Genomic DNA, 15,511 nt, shown 5'->3' with positions numbered 1-15,511 from the left:
CGGAGCCTGCCACAGATCGGCGTTATCTCAATCTCTGGGCGCGGTGGGAATCGGCGCGGGCGGCTTCGCGCCCGGCCGGGCGACGGCGTACATCTCCCAGGCGATCTGCTTCATCAGGGCCTGGCGGTCGTCGCCGACCTGATAGAGGTCGCCGTGCGTCTTGTCCTTCAGGTAGCGGAAGTCGGTCTTGGCCCCGAGGCTCTTCATCACCGCCTCCAGCTTCCGGGCCGAACCGTCCAGATAGAAGGTGTCGGCCGTGCCGACGATCAGGCGGACCTTGCCGTCCAGGTCGGGCTTCAGCGCCGGCCAGTTCGCCTTCAGCCGCGCGGCGATGTCGTAGTGCTGGCTCCAATAGGCGACGACGGCGGGATCGACCGCGCCGGTGGCCCGATCGAACATCGGCACGGGCCGGCCGGCCGGACCGCGCGGCGAGAACACCCAGTCGAACGAGCCGAACTGGCCGCCGTACTCGCCCAGCACTTCCTCCAGCGCGACCATGTCCTTCAGGGTCGCCAGCACCTTGTCGTGGTCGCGGGCGATCGGACGCAAGGAGCCGTCCGGCTTGTAATAGACGTTGGCGTTGGGAGCGTAGAGGTCAACGCCCGTGAAGTCGTGGAAGTCGCTGGGGTCGGGCGAGGTCGACCAGGTTCCGCCGAACACCTTCGGATAGCGGGTCTGCAGCCACAGGGTCGCCCAGCCGCCCGAGGAGTGGCCGTTCAGGAAGCGACCGCCGACCTTGGCGTCCATGCGCCAGCGCTTTTCCAGGTCCGGGATCAGTTCCTCGGTCAGGGCCTTGCCCCACGGGCCGTTGTTGAGGCTGTCGGCGAACTCGTGCGTGCCGGTGGCGCTGCTTTCGTCCAGATAGACCCAGATCATCGGCGGGGCCTCGCCCTTGGCCATCAGGTCGTACATCCGGGTCGCCTGACTGACCAGGTAGTCGTTCGAGCCGCCAAAGCCGTGGGTGTAGTAGGCCGTCGGATAGCGATCCTTGCCGGTCTCGTAGCCGGGCGGGGTCAGGACCCAGCCCTTCATGGCGATCGGCCGGCCAAAGAAGCCGCTGAGCGCGGGGCTGACGAAGTTCACCGGCGCGATATGCGGCTTGGCCGCCGCCAGGCGATCGACGGCCGCCTTGGGCGCCTCGGCCGGCAGCTTGAAGGGGTCGTAGGCCGGCTCGACCTTGTCCAGGACGAGCTTGGTCCCGGCGGCCAGCGGCAGGGTCACCGTCGTCACCGGACTGACCAGGTCGCCGCCGCCCCGGCCGCCGTAGTTGTAGCTGTGGTTCTGATCGAGCACGGCCTGGACCGCGTACTCGCCCGGCGGCAACTTGGAGAACACCTGGGGGGCGGCGACGCCGTCCAGGTCGATCTCGACCGTGGCGCCGGCGCCGACCGTACCGACCTCGCGCGCGGCGACCTGGCCCTGGCCCTCGAACGGATTGGCCTCGACGCTCTCGATCACCCCGTCCTTGGCGCCGGCCTTGGCCGCGGCCAGGGGTTGGGCGAAGACCAGCAGTCGGCCCGACACCGGCCCCGCGATCTGCGAACCCACCTGGACCTGCAGGATCGGATGGCCGTCGGCCGCCCAGGCCGAAGGTCCGCCTACCGCCAGCAGCATGGCCGCCGTGATCATCGCCCGCATGGTCGCTCCCCCGAAAAAACTTGGCCGGGAATTGGCCATGCCGACGCGAGGCTGGCAAGCGGTTCAGGCGGTCATCAGCCGCCCTTGCCGACCAAGGCCGAGCCGCGCCGCTCCAGCTTGCCCCAGCCGACCCGACCGCCGCGAACGGCCATGACTACCGACTTGACCACGACATAGTACATCAGTTGGCGATAGCCGAACCGCTGCACCGGCAGGAACGGTAGGTCGGCCCAAGGCGCGCGCTTCTCCAGGGCCATGCCCAGGGCGCCGGCCGAAAGGTCGACGGCGATGAACACCGCCCAGTAGGCCAGGCCCAGCAGCATGTCGTCGGGCCGCCACTCCACCGGGTGGGCCACCGCCCCGTAGAGACCGGCGATCAGGCTCCAGACCACCGCCAGGTCGACCAGCGGCGCGGCCACCGCCAGGATGATCTGGAACAGCCAGATCTGCGGCAGGGCCACGAAGCCCAGCACCGGTGTCTTGGTGTTGAACATCGCCCTGCGGTGCTTCCACACGCATTGCAGCGTGCCGAACGACCAGCGGAAGCGCTGCTTCAGCAGGCCGCCGACCGTGTCCGGGGCCTCGGTATAGGCCCGCGCCTCGGGGTCGAAGGCGACCTTCCAGCCGGCGCGCTGGCAGGCGATGGTCAGGTCCTGGTCCTCGGCCAGGGTGTCCGACGGATAGCCGCCCAGCGCGTCGAGCACGCTCTTGCGCCACGCCCCGACGGCGCCCGGCACCACGGTGACCGCGCCCAGGGCCGACAGCGCCCGGCGCTCGAGGTTCTGGGCGGTGACATATTCCAGCGCCTGCCAGCGGGTGACGATATTGACCCGGTTGCCGACGATGGCGTTGCCCGCCACCGCGCCGATGTCCGGATCCTGGAACCAGCGGGCCAGGCGGCCGATGGTCTCGGGCGGGAACAGGGTGTCGGCGTCCAGGGCCACGACATATTCGCCCTTGGCCACGGCCAGACCGCGATTGACCGCCCGCGCCTTGCCGCCGTTCTCGAACGACAGCAGCGTCACGCGCGGATCATCGGCGAAATGGTCGCGCACCTCCTGAGCCGTGCGGTCCTTGGAGCCGTCGTCGAGAACCAGCACTTCGAGGTTCTTCCAGTCGCTCTCCAAGATCCGCGCCACCGAGGCGGCGATCACCTTCTCCTCGTTGAAGCAGGGGATCAGCACCGAGACCAGCGGGCCGTTCTCGCTATCGAGATCGGCGGGCTCCTCATGCGTCCAGAAGCGGTGGACCAGGGCGAGGCTGGCCAGGAACACCAGCCGCGCGACGCCCAGGAAGATCGCCGTGATGAACAGCCAGGTCATCGTGGCTTGGGCCCAGCGGAAGAAGTCGAAGCCCAGGCGGTCCAGGAACAGATCGGCCGCCGTGCGCGAGGTTGGCGGCATCACCTGTTGCGCGTTCATGCCGGCCAGTTCGCCGATGGTGACCAGGCGGTAGCCGCGGGCCCGGATCTGGTCGATCAGCCCCGGCAGGGCCGCCACGGTGCGGCTGCGGTCGCCGCCGGCGTCGTGCAGCAGCACCACCTGGCCCGGACGATCGCCCGGGTTGTCGAGGCGCTCCAGCGTGCGGTCGATGATCGTCTGCGGGCTGGGCTTCTGCCAGTCGTCCGGGTCGATGCGCAGGCCCACGGTCATGTAGCCCAGGGTCTGGGCGATCACGAGCGGGGCCACTTCGTGCGGGGTCGAGGGCTCGGCGTCGCCGAAGAACGGCGGGCGGAAGAGACGCATCGAGCGGCCGGTCAGCACCTCGAACAGGCGCTGGGTGGCGTTCAGCTCGACCTGCACCTGCGGCAGCGGCGTCTCGGCGATGTTGGGGTGGGTCCAGCTGTGGCCGCCGACATTGTGTCCCTCGGCCACCTCGCGCTCCACCAGGTCGGGACGGCGCTGCATGTTCTGGCCGATCACGAAGAAGGTCGCGGGCGCGTTCTTCTGCTTGAGGATGTCCAGGATCTTCGGCGTCCAGCGGCCATCGGGGCCGTCGTCGAAGGTCAGGGCCACCAGACCCTTCTTCTGGCCATAGCGCTCGATCACATAGCTGCTGGGAATGACGTCGTAGCTCTCGCCCGAAACCAGGCCGGTGTCGGGATCGAACTCCAGGCTGCGCTTGCCGGGCGTGGGCAGCTGGGCCACGCGCAGCACCTCGCCGCCGCCGTCGAAGTCGACGCCCTGGCCGTTGGCCAGGGTGGTGAGGCCGCTGGTCGAGGCCTGGCCGTAGGGCTTGCCCAGCAGCGACCAGACGCCCGGATCCTCCATGCCCATCCGCCACAGGCCGTAGCCGCGCGGCTTCCAGGCGTCGGAGACCTTGATCTGGTTGAACAGGGTGACCGCGTCCAGGAACCAGACGACGTGCTCGTCGCCGTTGTCGTCTGTGTACTGATAGGTCGGATTCAGGGCGTTGTCGTCCATGCGGATCGTCGCCCCGGCGTCCTGGGCGTTGCGCATGGCCTCGTGGAAGGTGGCCGGCGCGCCGGACGCGCGCGAGCCGTCCTTGTTCAGCGTCCAGTCGTAGCCGTAGGCGCCCAAGGCCAGGACCACGCGGTTCGGATCGAGATGGCCGAAGCGTTTCTCCAGCTCGGTCTCGTACCAGTCCTGGCCTGCGTTGGGGCCGGGATCGCCCAGGGCGTAGTGCTCGTCATAGGCCATCAGCACCAGGGTGTCGGAGGCTTGCTCCAGGCGCTTGAGCGGCCAGCCTTCCCCGTCGAACGGGGCGGTGACCCAGACCTCGCGGCCGGTCGCCGCCAGGGCGGCGCGGGCCTCGTTCAGGAACAGCGGATAGGCGGCCAGGCCCTTGGCCGAAAGGGCCTCGAAGTCGAAGACATAGCCGCCGTAACCGTGCTGGTCGGCCAGAACCTTCAGGTTGTCGATCAGCTTGGCGCGGGCGGCAGGGTTGGTCAGCAGCGCGTCGGCCAGCGGTCCGTTGAAGGCAGCGTTGGCCGAGTTGTGGACCAGCGGCAGGACGGCCGGCTTGTTCGGGGCGTTGGCGATGCGGGCCACGCCCTCGGCGTCATCGACCAGGCTGATGTCGCCCTTGGCGCCGTTGATCGCCACCCACTGCGGCGAGACCACGTCCAGCTTGTCGATGTTGCGGCGCAGAGACTCGCGGCTGTCCTCGTCCCAGGCGACGTAGAAGCCGACCGATAGCGGATGGGCGGCGGCGTTGGGCGCGGCCTGGCCTTTCGCGGTGGGGGGCCGGGGCACGCGGCGCCACGACTTCACGATCTTGGTCTTGCGCGGCGTCTCCTGGTGCAGCGAGGTCAGGACGTGAGGGTCCTTCAGCGGCGCGTCGGGCAGGCGCGGGGCGAAGGCCAGGGTGGCGACGAAGCCCGCCACGATCGCCGCGATCAGCGAGATGATCACGCCGAGCACCAGCTTGGCCCGGCGCTCGCGCTTGCCGGTGGGGTCGTGAAAGATGTGGCGGTCTTCGGGGGTCATTCTGGCGCTCTGGTTTAGCGCCCTTTGATACCCGAAATTGACCGAACAGTGGCGCTATGCCTGCGTGTGTTTGGGGGATGCGGCTAGTCGCCGCGCCCTACTCCACCCAATCCTGGTCGAGACGGCGCGAGGCCAGGAAGAACAGCAGGGCCGCCAGCAAATAGAAGCCCATGCCGGTATAGATCGCCCAGCGCAGAGATTCCGCCCCGAAGGTCGGCTTCAGGAGGTCGGACATCGCGCCGAAATAATAGACTCCGACGGCGATGCCCAAGAGGTTGTTGATCAGCAGGAACAGGGCCGAGGCCGTGGTCCGCATGGGCGCGGGCGCCAGGTGCTGCACGGCGGCGGTGACCGGGCCCAGCCAGGCCAGGTTCAGGCCCGTGGGGACCAGGAAGATCACGAAGGCCAGGGCCAGGGACGCGGTCCCGCCCAGGCCGCCCACCAGCGATCCGCTGTTCATGGCCAGCAGGAAGCAGGGCACCGAGATCAGGAAGGCCACGGCCGGGGTCAGCGGATAGCCGGCCTTGGACTTGGCGCCCAGGCGGTCGGCCATCACGCCGCCCATCCAGATGCCGACTACCCCGCCCAGGAAGGCGATGCCCGAATAGTACCAGGCGGTCTGGGCCAGGGTCAGGCCCAGGCTGCGCATGAAGAACGACGGCAGCCAGGCCGCGACGCCATAGCCGCAGACCGACGAAGAGGCCGCGCCCAGGGCGAGCAGCCAGAAGCTGGGCTTGGCCGCCAGCAGGCGGGCCACCTCGCCCAGCGGCGCGGCCGGAGCCGGCGCGACCGGCGGCGCGTTCGGCGCACGATCGGCGCCGCCGCGCGGCGGGTCGCGGACGACGAGGCGGAAGATCGGGGCCAGGACCACGCCCAGAGCGCCGACGACGATGAAGGCCGTCCGCCAGCCGTAGTGAACGGCCAGCAGCCCCCCCACCAAGGTGCCGGCCGCCGTGCCCAGCGGGATGCCGAACGCGTAGGCCGCCAGGGCCCGGGCGCGCTGATGCTTGGGGAAATAGTCCGAGATCAGCGAATAGGCCGGGGCCACGCCGCCCGCCTCGCCGATGCCCACGCCCATGCGGGCCAGGAACAGATGCGAGAAGCTGCCGACCACGCCGCACAGGGCGGTGAACCCGCTCCACAGGGTCAGGGCCGCCGTCATGATCCAGACGCGGCTGAAGCGATCGGCCAGCCAGGCGATCGGGATGGCCAGGGTCGTGTAGAGCAGGGCGAAGGCCAGGCCGCCCATCAGGCCGAACTGGGCGTCGGTCAGGCCGAACTCGTCCTTGATCGGCTTGGCCAGGATGCCGAGAATCTGCCGGTCCAGGAAGTTGAAGGTGTAGGCGAGGATCAGCATCGCCAGGACCAGGTAGCGATAACCCGACCCTTGCGTCTTCGCTTCCGCCTGCTGCTGCTCGCTCATGCTCGCCCCCTACGCCACTGCCTCTGTCTACATAAAGAAAGGGCGGGACTTGTTGCAGCAAGTCCCGCCCGAGCTAGGTCGCCTAGATAATTAGAACGCCACCTCGATCGAGCCGGCTAAGGTGCGCGGCGGACCGTAGAAGCCGATCACCGAGTTGTTGTAGGTCGGCGCCCCGAAGTTGTAGCCGCCCGTGCGGTACTTCTCGTTGGTCAGGTTCTTGCCGGTGAAGGCCAGCTTGTACTTGCCGCCCGGAGCGGTCCAGATCGCCGTCAGGTCGACCAGGGTGAAGGCCTTCTGGTCGAGGGCCGGCAGCGGCTGTTCGAACTGCTGGTACTTGTCGCGGTAGCTGACCATCGGGGTGATGGCGATGTCGCCGCCGGCCAGATCCGCGCGCCAGGTCAGGCTGACATTGCCCGTCCATTGCGGCGTGTTCTGGAAGCCGTAGAGGTCGGCGACGTTGACCACCTGGCCGGTGGCCAGGGTCGTCGACGGGTTCAGCGGGTTCGGCGCGCCAGCCGGCACGAAGCGGCTGAAGGTGTCGTACTTGGCGTGGATATAGCCGAGCGCGACATTGCCGGTCAGGTGCTGGCTAAACTTGGCGGTGGCTTCGAACTCGGCCCCGTACAGGGTCGAGGCGCCGGCGTTGTCGACCGAGCTGGCGATGCCCGAGGGCACCACGACCTGGGTCGTGACCTGCTGATTGGTATATTTCGACAGGAAGATCGCCGACGAGAACGACACGTGGCGGTCCAGGGCGTAGCCCTTCAGGCCGGCCTCGTAGGTCTTCACGATTTCCGGCAGGTAGCCCTGGGTCGTCTGCGGGGTGATGAACGCGTCGCCGCGCATGTCCCAGCCGCCCGACTTGTAGCCCTTCGAGAACGAGGCGTAGGTGTTCAGGTCGTCGCTGAGCTCGTACGAGACCGAGATGCGCGGCGTGAACTGCTCGAAGGTGCGAGCCGCGTCATAGTTGGTCCGCACCTGCAGGATCGGACGGTTGGCGCCGCCCTGATACGGCGACGGCGTGGCGCCGAGATAGAAGAAGCGGAACACGTTGGCGCGCTTGTGGTCGCGGGTGGCGCGGGCGCCCAGCGAGACCTTCAGGCGATCGGTCAGATTGGCGCTGAAGTCGAAGAACGCCGCGAAGCTCTGGGTGTTGACCTTGCCGCCGTCGGCGATCGAGACGCCCAGGTTGCCGGCGATGGTGTCGAACTCGCCCGAGGCCTGGCTGTTCATGTAGTACAGGCCGAAGACGCCCTGGACGTTCTCGTCCGAATAGACCGCCTGCAGCTCCTGCGAGAACGAGCGGTCGTCATAGGTGGCCGGCACGTCCAGCGTCGGCAGCGGGGTGCCGTCGAAGTCGATCAGGGTCTGGGTGTGACCCTTGCGGTTGGCGGTGATCGACTTGAAGGTCAGGTTCTGGGTGGCGTCCCACTGGCCGGTCAGCGACAGGCCTTCGGTCTGGACACGGTTCTTGTCGCCCAGGCCGGCTTGCGTGTCGTAGATGTCGAGGATCGGATAATTGCCGACGGTCGGCAGGGTCTCGCGGTGACCGTGACGCGGGTTCGACTTGTCCACGACCTTGTCATAGGCCAGGCGGAAGAACAGATCCTGCGTGGGCTTGTACTCGGCGCTCAGGCGATAGGCCTGGACGTCCTTATCGTACTGGTCGGCGCCCGTGGTCAGGTTCTTGCCATAGCCGTCGCGCTTGTAGAGGGCGTAGGCGCCGCCGACCGACAGGCCGCCGCCGACCGGCGTCTGGCCGGAGACCATCAGGTCGGTCTGGTTGTAGCTGCCATAGGTCGCGCGGACCTTGGCGCCGGCCTCGTCGCCCAGGCGCCTGGTCACGTACTTGATGGCGCCGCCGATGGTGTTGCGGCCATACAGCGTGCCCTGCGGGCCGCGCAGCACTTCGATGCGCTCGATGTCGAAGATGTCCAGCACCGCGCCCTGCGGACGGTAGATGTAGACGTCGTCGACATAGAGGCCGACGCCGGGCTCGTAGCCCCACAGCGGATCCTGCTGGCCGACGCCGCGGATGTAGCTGATCAGGGTCGAGTTCGAGCCACGGGCGGTCTGCACCGTGATGTTCGGGGTCGTCTGCGAGAGCACGGTGATGTCCGTGCCGCCCGAGCGTTCCAGCTTCTCGGCCGAGAAGGCCGAGACGGCCACCGGCACGTCCTTGAGATTTTCCTCGCGACGACGGGCGGTGACGACCACCTCGTCGACCGAGACATCATTGCTCGCCGCCGGAGCCTCTTGCGCCGACGCGACGCCCGCGATCGTGCTCCACGCCGCGCCAGCCAACAGCGCAGCCTTCCACATCGAAGTCATGGGGTTCCCTCCCTTGCGTTCCGCCCGTCCGAGCCGGATCCGTCTTGTGCGGACGCGTGCTCGGGGTTCGCCATTTCATCGAACAGCGAATTGAAGGCACCATCACCCGAACCGGCGCTGGACGCCAGCACTTTTTCATCAGGTGATGAAAAAGGATCGGGGACGGATGACGCCTCCCGCACGCGGGGGAGGATCTTGCTATAGGGCCTTGGCGATCACTGCTTCGAAGCCAGCCGCGCAGTATGAGAACAGGCGCCGGCGCACCGCCTCCAGGTCGCTGGAGCGGCACTCGCCTTCCGACAGCGAGTCGATCCGCCCGGTCTCGGACAGCGACAGCATCATCGACCCGGTCAGGAACTGGTAGCACCAGTAGAGGTCGCGATACTCGGCCTGGGGACGGACGATCTTCAGGGTCTCGACCAGCTGATGGACCACCGGATCGAAGAACCGGGCCATGGTCTCGCCGCCCCAGGCCGGGGTGTTGTTCACCTGGGCGACCAGAGCGAAGTAGCTCTTCCAGCCGGGCCCGCCGTCCTGGGAGATGCGCAGCAGCGGATCGATGAAGGCCTCGATCACGCCCTCGACGGTCATGGTGGACGCGTCATGCGCCGCCACGTAGGCGTTCATCGACGCCTCGCGCACCTGGTTCAGGATCTGCGCCCTACGCACGAACACCGCGTCGAACAGCTCCCGCTTGGCGCCGAAATAGTAGTGGATCAGCGCCGTGTCGACGCCGGCCTCGGCCGCCACCTGCCGCGTCGTCACGCCATGGAAACCGTGACGAGCGAACAGCCCCTCCGCGGCGTCGAGGATGGTTTCCTTCAGGTCCAGGCCCTTGGCCTTCGACGGTCGGCCCCGCCCGCTGGCGCGGACCCCGTTACGGGATGGGGGCTTGGCTGCGGTCATGGAGTGGGAGGTCCGCCGTGGTTGCGCTCCGTCCTCGGATAGGCGCATCCCGGCGGACCTGGCAAGGGACCGGCGTTATCTAGGCCTGGGCGAACACGCCGTGGAAGGTCACCGGCAGTGCCACGGGCGCCCGCCAGGAGACCACCGGGCCTTGCCGCACGAGGCGCGCGTCGAAGACGTGCAGCTCTGTGGCCTTGGCGTCGAGATTGACCGTCGTGCCGACCAGCCAGCCGTCCAGTTCCTCGGAAGATCTTGGGCGCGGAACGAACACCATCTCCTCGACGAGGTGGCGCGGACCGAAGTCGAACACCTGGTCGCTGTCCTTCTTCCAGTCGCGGACGGCCACGCTCTGGAACAGCGGACGGTCGGGCCGCTCGTTGGTGACGTGAACGGAGTAGCGACGCGCCAGGCCGGCGAAGCGCGGGTCCGAACGGGGGAATTCGGCGCTCACCGTCTCGCGGGCCAGCTCGGCCCGGCCGTCGGCGCGCAGGGTGATCAGGGCCCGGCTCGGCGGCGCAGCGCGGATGGCCTTGCCCCTCAGAAGCGCCCCGGCGTTGGCGGCCGTGCCGAAGGGGTTCTCGTCCAGGCAGGCGTCGAAGCGGAGGGTCCCGTCGGCGTCTTCCCAGGCGTCGCCCAGGTGGAAGAAGAAGAACGGCGGCAGCTCGAACACCCGGCGCCGGCTCAGGTCGTCCTTGTCCAGCACCAGCACCTGGGTCCCGAGCTCCGGCTTCCAGGCCATGGACGCGTTGAACGGCATGGCGAACCGCTCCCGCACCCAGGGCTGCAGCACCAGGATCAGGTGGCGCGCGGTGGCGGTGAAGTCGTGCATGTAGCTGGCGCGCGGCAAGGCGATCATCTCGGCCTTCTGGAGCGCGCCGTCCGGCGCGAGCTTCCAGACCACCGCGTCCTTGCCGCCCAGGCCGATGTTCCAGATCGTCCCGTCCAGCTGGACGCGCGGATGCGCCAGGAACGGCATTCCCTTCAGATCCGGCCGCAGCGTCTTGACGCCCCGGGTCTCCAGGGTCGCCGGGTCCAGGGCGATCGGCGAGCCGCCTTCCCACAGGGCCCACAGCTCGCCGCCAGCCATCAGCACCGAGGTGTTGGCGGCGTTGGCGTCGTCGGGTCCGGTGATCACCGAACCCTTGCCGGGTGCGGTGCCGTAGCCGGGCGTGATCACGGCGTTCGCGGCCGTGTCGTTGCGGCGCTTCACCGTGTCGACGAAGCGGGCGCTCATCCGCGCCTGGCCGCCGCCGATCTGGAACTTGCGGACCATACCGTCGCCGTCGAACCAGTGCCCGACATCGCCGCCCGGGCGGTGGAACTTGGCCGGCCCGTTGCGGAACAGGGTTCCGGAGAGCTCGGCCGGCGCCTTGCCGTGCAGGCGGGTCAGGCCGGTCGGCGCGACGTCGGCTTCGACATCGGCCAGGCCCAGGATCCAGTCCCCGGCCTTGGCGTTGGCCGCCGCCGCCCAGACAGCTTCTGGGCTCAGCAGGGATGCGCCGCCCAGGGCCGCGCCGCGCAGGATGTCGCGTCGGTTCATCGCTTCGGCTCCCTAGCGCAGATGGAGGACTTGGGTGGTCGCGCCGGCCTTCACCGCGAAGGCGGCGGCGTCGAAGCTGGGCGGGCCCATGTTCGGCTTGGCGTCATTGGAGAAGCCGTAGGGCTCGACCGGCATGCCGAAGGGGTTGGTCCCCATCTTGCCATCGCCGTCGACGTCCTGGAACGCGCGGACGGCATAGGTCCCCGGCGGCAGGGCGACGATCTTGGCGGCGGGCTCGGCGTCCGAAGCCGAGGCCTGGGCGACGCGGGCCGGCTTGCCGGAGCTCCAGCCCTGGGCGCTGTCATAGACGGCGATCATCACCTTGCCGGACTTCGAGGCCAGGGCGGGGAAGGTCAGGGTCAGGTCAGCAAAGCCCGCTTGGGGGGTGGCGTCCTGGGCGTGGGCGGCCGGAGCGATCAGCGCCGCGGCGGCGAGAGCGATAGTCAGGGTCTTGAACATGGCGAGGTCCTTTTTCGATGAAGTGTGAGCGGGTCAGCCCAGGAACACGGTCCAGAGCAGGCGGCCGGGGATGAGGGCGAAGAGGCCGGCGATCAGCAGGCCGCCGACGAACATGGCGGTCATGGCCCTGCGGTGGCCGCGGACATTGCCGCGCTTGATCGCGTAAACGGCGCCGGGCAGACCGACGATCGCCCAGCCCGACAGCAGGTGGATGAAGCTGAAGTGGCCGTGGTTCAGCTGGCGGATGAACAGCGAGCTGACGGCCGTGATCCCCATGGCGATCACCCAGGTCCAGCCCAGGACCTTGTGCAGGTTCGTGCCCTTGACCCGCGCCATCAGCGCAATCCCGATGATCAGGGACGTGACGGCGGCCGTCAGGTGGATCCGCACGGCCGGCGGCGCAGCGGCGATCAGGGCCAGGTTCGGCGCATGGGGGTGGACGCCGCGCTCCGCCAGAAAACCGGCCATGCCGGCGAACATGCCAGGAGCCGCGACGCCGACCACGCCGACCGCCAGCGCGACGCCCACGGCGGCGTTTCTCAGGGTGTCGTTGCGAAGCGCCGCCAGCGCGATTGACTTGCCGTTCGCATCCATCTTCCTTCACTCCCGGTTCGGTCCGGCGGGTTCGTCTCGCCGTCGAAAGCCTTGTTGGAGTGGGCCTTCTCTTGTCTCAATCGCCGTTGCGCCAATCGCCGCCGTCCCTTCGTGAGCGGCTGGAGGACGCCGTTCACGCTTCGCGAATGGCGCTGACCTCGCGCGAGGCGGTGCGCGGTTATCTGGTGTCCGGCGGAGCCGGCGTGTTCCTGGCGCTGATCGGCGCCCTGGGCTCGGGCCAGGCGCCGCTGCTCACGCGGTTGGCCTACTGGGTCGGACTGAGCGTGGCTGGCGCGGTCGTGGGCACGGGCGTCACCCAGGTGATCGGGCGGGACGGCCGCGCCGACGGCCGCCCCTGGCTGTACGGCGCCCTGACGGTCATCGCCATCACCCTGCCGTTCACGGCCTTCGTGTGGTTCGTCAGCGAGAGCGTGTTCCAGCGCGGGATCCGGATGGAGACCCTGCCCCGCTACCTGGCGCCGGTGTTCGTCGTCACGGTGGGCATGACGGCCCTGAACTTCCTGGTCCAGCGCGAACCCGCCCAGACCCATTCGGCCCCGACCGGCGCCCGACCCCGCGCTTCCTGGATCGCCTGCCGGCCAAGCTGCGCGGCGCCGAGCTCTTCGCCGTCGAGGCCGAGGACCATTATCTGCGCCTGCACACCTCGCGCGGCCAGGACCTGATCCTGATGCGCCTGTCCGACGCCGTGGCCGAACTGGAGGGCATCGAGGGCGCCCAGACCCATCGCTCGTGGTGGGTGGCCAAGGCGGCGGTCGAGGGCGCCCGGCGCGGCGACGGCCGGGCGACCCTGCGGCTGAAGGGCGATGTCGAGGCGCCCGTCAGCCGCGCCTACGCCAAGGCGTTGCGCGAGAGCGGCTGGTTCTGATCAGCCGCCATTCGCTCAGCCGAAGTGGATGTCGGCGCTGGCCGCGCCAGTCCCGACGGTCAGGCCGACGACGCCGACCAGCTTGATCAGACCGTCGCCGACATTGACCCCCACCGTGGCGTCCTGGTGGTAGATGTAGGTGTCGCCGTTCCACTCGAAGACCGCCGTGGCGTTGGCCGACACCTGGCTGGAGGCGTTGATCAGCGCCTGTTCCAGCGTGGTGGCGGAGCCGGCGCTGACGCCCGTCGTCACCGCCGAGATCTCGACGCCCAGGTCGACGTGGTCGACGCCCTTGGCGAAGTCGGTGATGGTCGAATAGGTCGTCACCTTGTTGTTCTCGATGCCAAGGTTCGAGAAGCGCGGCGCGGAGACGCCGTTCTCGTACAGCTTGAAGACGTCCGAGCCCGCGCCCAGGGTGAAGGTCGACACGGACGCCCCAAGCAGGTCGGCGGCCACGCTGTCATTGTAGGCCGACAGCACGACGGTGTTTGGGACGCCGCCCGAGCCGCCGATCCCGAGGACGTCGATCCCCGCCGAGCTGGAGGCGTCCAGGTTGTGGGTCGTGAGGTTGTAGCCGCCCTCGCTGCCGATGAAGTTGGCGGTCAGGTGGCCGGTCCCGACAACGACGACCTTGCCGTTGGAGTAAGGCCCGTTGACGGTCTGCGAGTTGATGAGGGCCAGCGTGCTGTCGCTCTGGACGTGCACGACCAGCGCCCCGTCATTGCCGGTGACCACCAGCTGGGTCGGCGCGGCGTTGCTGCTGGTGACGTTGTTCAGATAGGCGTTCACGACAGGGGCCCCGACCTGCGTCGAGGACATGCCGGTGATCACCAGGTCGACGTGGTAATTGACCTTCAGCGTGCCGCCGGTGACCCCGTCCATCTTCAGCGCCACGTTCTGGGCGAGGTTGTCGATCCGCGTCGAGATCGACGACTTCAGGGTGACGTCCTGCAGGCCAGTGTAGTTCGTGGCCACCAGCGGCATGACCGTGGTCGTGCCTAGGGTCGGCGAGGTGAATGACAGCTTGAAGTTCTCGAGCACCAGGTGCTCGACATTGGTGATCTGGGTCTTGTCGAACAGGTCGGTGTCGGCGCCCATCACCAGGGTGTCGTCGCCGGCGCCGCCGTCGACGATGGCGCCGTTGATCATCTTGCCGACCGTGATCAGGTCGTTGCCGGCGCCGCCGCTGATCTTGCCGTTCGGCGCGCCGCCCAGCACGTCCACCGCTGCGTTCAGCTGACCGACGGTGATCGTGTCGTTGCCGTCGCCGCCGTCGATATAGCCGCCGACCGCGCCCGAGAAGGTGACGGAGTCGTGGCCGCCGCTGACGAGGATCGCGCCGCTGTTGGTCGTTCCCGTGACCGTGTCGTTGTTGGTCGTCGAACGCAGGGCCGCGTTGGTCGCGTCGGGCGAGACGCTCTGGGTGTCGGTCACCGCGATGGTCGCGCCGGCGGCGAAGGTCGGCTGTTCGCCATAGGTCCCGACCAGGCTGGTGTTGAAGCTCGCCTGGCCATCGTTGGCGAGGTCGGCGAGGAAGGCGTCATTGGCCTTGGCGTAGACGCCGATGTGCTCGTTCGCGGCCACGGCCAGCAGGAAGCCGACCATGGCGCCCTTGGTCCCCAGGCCGTTCGCGCCGTCGCCGCCGTAATAGGCGAAGTACTCGGCGCGGGTGAAGGTCCCGCCCAGGCCGTTGGGCACCTGGGCGGTCAGGATGGTGTCGATCAGGCCCGCCGCCGGCGCGAAGCCGAAGATCTCGCCATAGGCCTTGGTCGCCGCGGCGGCCAGGTCCAGCGACCCGTAAGCGGCGGTGAAAGCGTCCTTGCCCGCGCCGTTCTTGCCCAGATTGACCGCGAAATTGATGAAGCGGTTCTCGGCCGAGAACGACTGGTAATAGGCCGAGTTCAGGTTGTTGGGGTTCCCGCCGTTCGGCGAGATCAGATAGTCCAGGCCGAACGCCGTCGGTGTCGCCCCGGTGAAGAAGTTGTACGAGAGGTTGGCCACCGTGGTGGACGCGGTCACCAGCTTGGCGATCTCGATGCGCGCGTCGGTCAGACTCAGGGTCGCGGCGTCGACGCGCCCGGCCAGGGTCTGCAGCGCGGTCAGATCCGCCGCCGGGATGTTGGCGAACGGGAGACGCGAGACGTCGCTATAGGCGGATTGCAGAACTTGAAGCGTAGCCATAACTCAACCTCCGGCACATGTTGCGTCGTTGGTATTGAGTTTGCTGTACGGATGCAAGCGGAGCCGTGAAAATAGTTCTCCCCGGCCGTCGAACGACCGGGGAG

The 15,511-nt window shown here is 68.4% G+C and carries 9 protein-coding genes and 1 pseudogene; 1 reads left to right on the top strand and 9 read right to left on the bottom strand.

The window, feature by feature from the left end; all coding sequences use genetic code 11:
• Positions 1–27: 27 nt before the first annotated feature.
• The 8 genes from ACHMW8_RS09930 to ACHMW8_RS09895 all read right to left on the bottom strand — a co-directional run bounded on the left by ACHMW8_RS09930 (position 28) and on the right by ACHMW8_RS09895 (position 12,340).
• Positions 28–1,638 carry an alpha/beta hydrolase gene (locus ACHMW8_RS09930; RefSeq protein ID WP_395445442.1) on the bottom strand — a complete coding sequence of 537 codons (1,611 nt, stop codon included), beginning with the start codon at positions 1,636–1,638 and terminating at the stop codon, positions 28–30.
• A gap of 74 nt (positions 1,639–1,712) precedes the next feature.
• The gene (locus tag ACHMW8_RS09925; RefSeq protein ID WP_395445441.1) at positions 1,713–5,087 is read right to left on the bottom strand and encodes a glycosyltransferase; all 3,375 of its coding nucleotides are present in this window, start codon (positions 5,085–5,087) and stop codon (positions 1,713–1,715) included.
• 97 nt (positions 5,088–5,184) lie between these two features.
• Positions 5,185–6,510 (bottom strand): MFS transporter, encoded by a 1,326-nt coding sequence (locus ACHMW8_RS09920; protein ID WP_125156933.1) that lies wholly within the window; start codon positions 6,508–6,510, stop codon positions 5,185–5,187.
• 90 nt (positions 6,511–6,600) lie between these two features.
• Positions 6,601–8,841 (bottom strand): TonB-dependent receptor, encoded by a 2,241-nt coding sequence (locus tag ACHMW8_RS09915; protein ID WP_395445440.1) that lies wholly within the window; start codon positions 8,839–8,841, stop codon positions 6,601–6,603.
• 198 nt (positions 8,842–9,039) lie between these two features.
• Positions 9,040–9,747: a TetR/AcrR family transcriptional regulator gene (locus ACHMW8_RS09910; protein ID WP_125156935.1), complete on the bottom strand. Its 708-nt coding sequence runs from the start codon at positions 9,745–9,747 to the stop codon at positions 9,040–9,042.
• Positions 9,748–9,826: 79 nt separating this feature from the next.
• Positions 9,827–11,287 carry a carotenoid oxygenase family protein gene (locus ACHMW8_RS09905; RefSeq protein ID WP_395445439.1) on the bottom strand — a complete coding sequence of 487 codons (1,461 nt, stop codon included), beginning with the start codon at positions 11,285–11,287 and terminating at the stop codon, positions 9,827–9,829.
• 12 nt (positions 11,288–11,299) lie between these two features.
• Positions 11,300–11,746: a DUF2141 domain-containing protein gene (locus ACHMW8_RS09900; RefSeq protein WP_395445438.1), complete on the bottom strand. Its 447-nt coding sequence runs from the start codon at positions 11,744–11,746 to the stop codon at positions 11,300–11,302.
• A gap of 33 nt (positions 11,747–11,779) precedes the next feature.
• Positions 11,780–12,340 (bottom strand): DUF2306 domain-containing protein, encoded by a 561-nt coding sequence (locus tag ACHMW8_RS09895; protein ID WP_395445437.1) that lies wholly within the window; start codon positions 12,338–12,340, stop codon positions 11,780–11,782.
• Here ACHMW8_RS09895 and ACHMW8_RS09890 point away from each other — a divergent pair.
• Positions 12,319–13,226 (top strand): annotated as a pseudogene (locus ACHMW8_RS09890) (LytTR family DNA-binding domain-containing protein). The gene ACHMW8_RS09895 and the pseudogene ACHMW8_RS09890 overlap by 22 nt on opposite strands.
• A gap of 15 nt (positions 13,227–13,241) precedes the next feature.
• Here the strand turns inward: ACHMW8_RS09890 and ACHMW8_RS09885 are convergent.
• Positions 13,242–15,407: a hypothetical protein gene (locus ACHMW8_RS09885; protein WP_395445436.1), complete on the bottom strand. Its 2,166-nt coding sequence runs from the start codon at positions 15,405–15,407 to the stop codon at positions 13,242–13,244.
• Positions 15,408–15,511: the final 104 nt, after the last annotated feature.

Source organism: Caulobacter sp. UC70_42 (assembly GCF_044056025.1).
Taxonomy (GTDB): domain Bacteria; phylum Pseudomonadota; class Alphaproteobacteria; order Caulobacterales; family Caulobacteraceae; genus Caulobacter.
Note: the sequence above shows the minus strand (reverse complement) of the source record. Positions and strands in the feature narration are given on the sequence as shown.

Bases quoted from the DNA above. Each gene is read 5' to 3' on its own strand.
- ACHMW8_RS09900 (WP_395445438.1), bottom strand. From the start codon at position 11,746: ATGTTCAAGACCCTGACTATCGCTCTCGCCGCCGCGGCGCTGATCGCT.
- ACHMW8_RS09910 (WP_125156935.1), bottom strand. From the start codon at position 9,747: ATGACCGCAGCCAAGCCCCCATCCCGTAACGGGGTCCGCGCCAGCGGG.
- ACHMW8_RS09925 (WP_395445441.1), bottom strand. From the start codon at position 5,087: ATGACCCCCGAAGACCGCCACATCTTTCACGACCCCACCGGCAAGCGC.
- ACHMW8_RS09930 (WP_395445442.1), bottom strand. From the start codon at position 1,638: ATGCGGGCGATGATCACGGCGGCCATGCTGCTGGCGGTAGGCGGACCT.
- ACHMW8_RS09920 (WP_125156933.1), bottom strand. From the start codon at position 6,510: ATGAGCGAGCAGCAGCAGGCGGAAGCGAAGACGCAAGGGTCGGGTTAT.
- ACHMW8_RS09885 (WP_395445436.1), bottom strand. From the start codon at position 15,407: ATGGCTACGCTTCAAGTTCTGCAATCCGCCTATAGCGACGTCTCGCGT.
- ACHMW8_RS09915 (WP_395445440.1), bottom strand. From the start codon at position 8,841: ATGACTTCGATGTGGAAGGCTGCGCTGTTGGCTGGCGCGGCGTGGAGC.
- ACHMW8_RS09895 (WP_395445437.1), bottom strand. From the start codon at position 12,340: ATGGATGCGAACGGCAAGTCAATCGCGCTGGCGGCGCTTCGCAACGAC.
- ACHMW8_RS09905 (WP_395445439.1), bottom strand. From the start codon at position 11,287: ATGAACCGACGCGACATCCTGCGCGGCGCGGCCCTGGGCGGCGCATCC.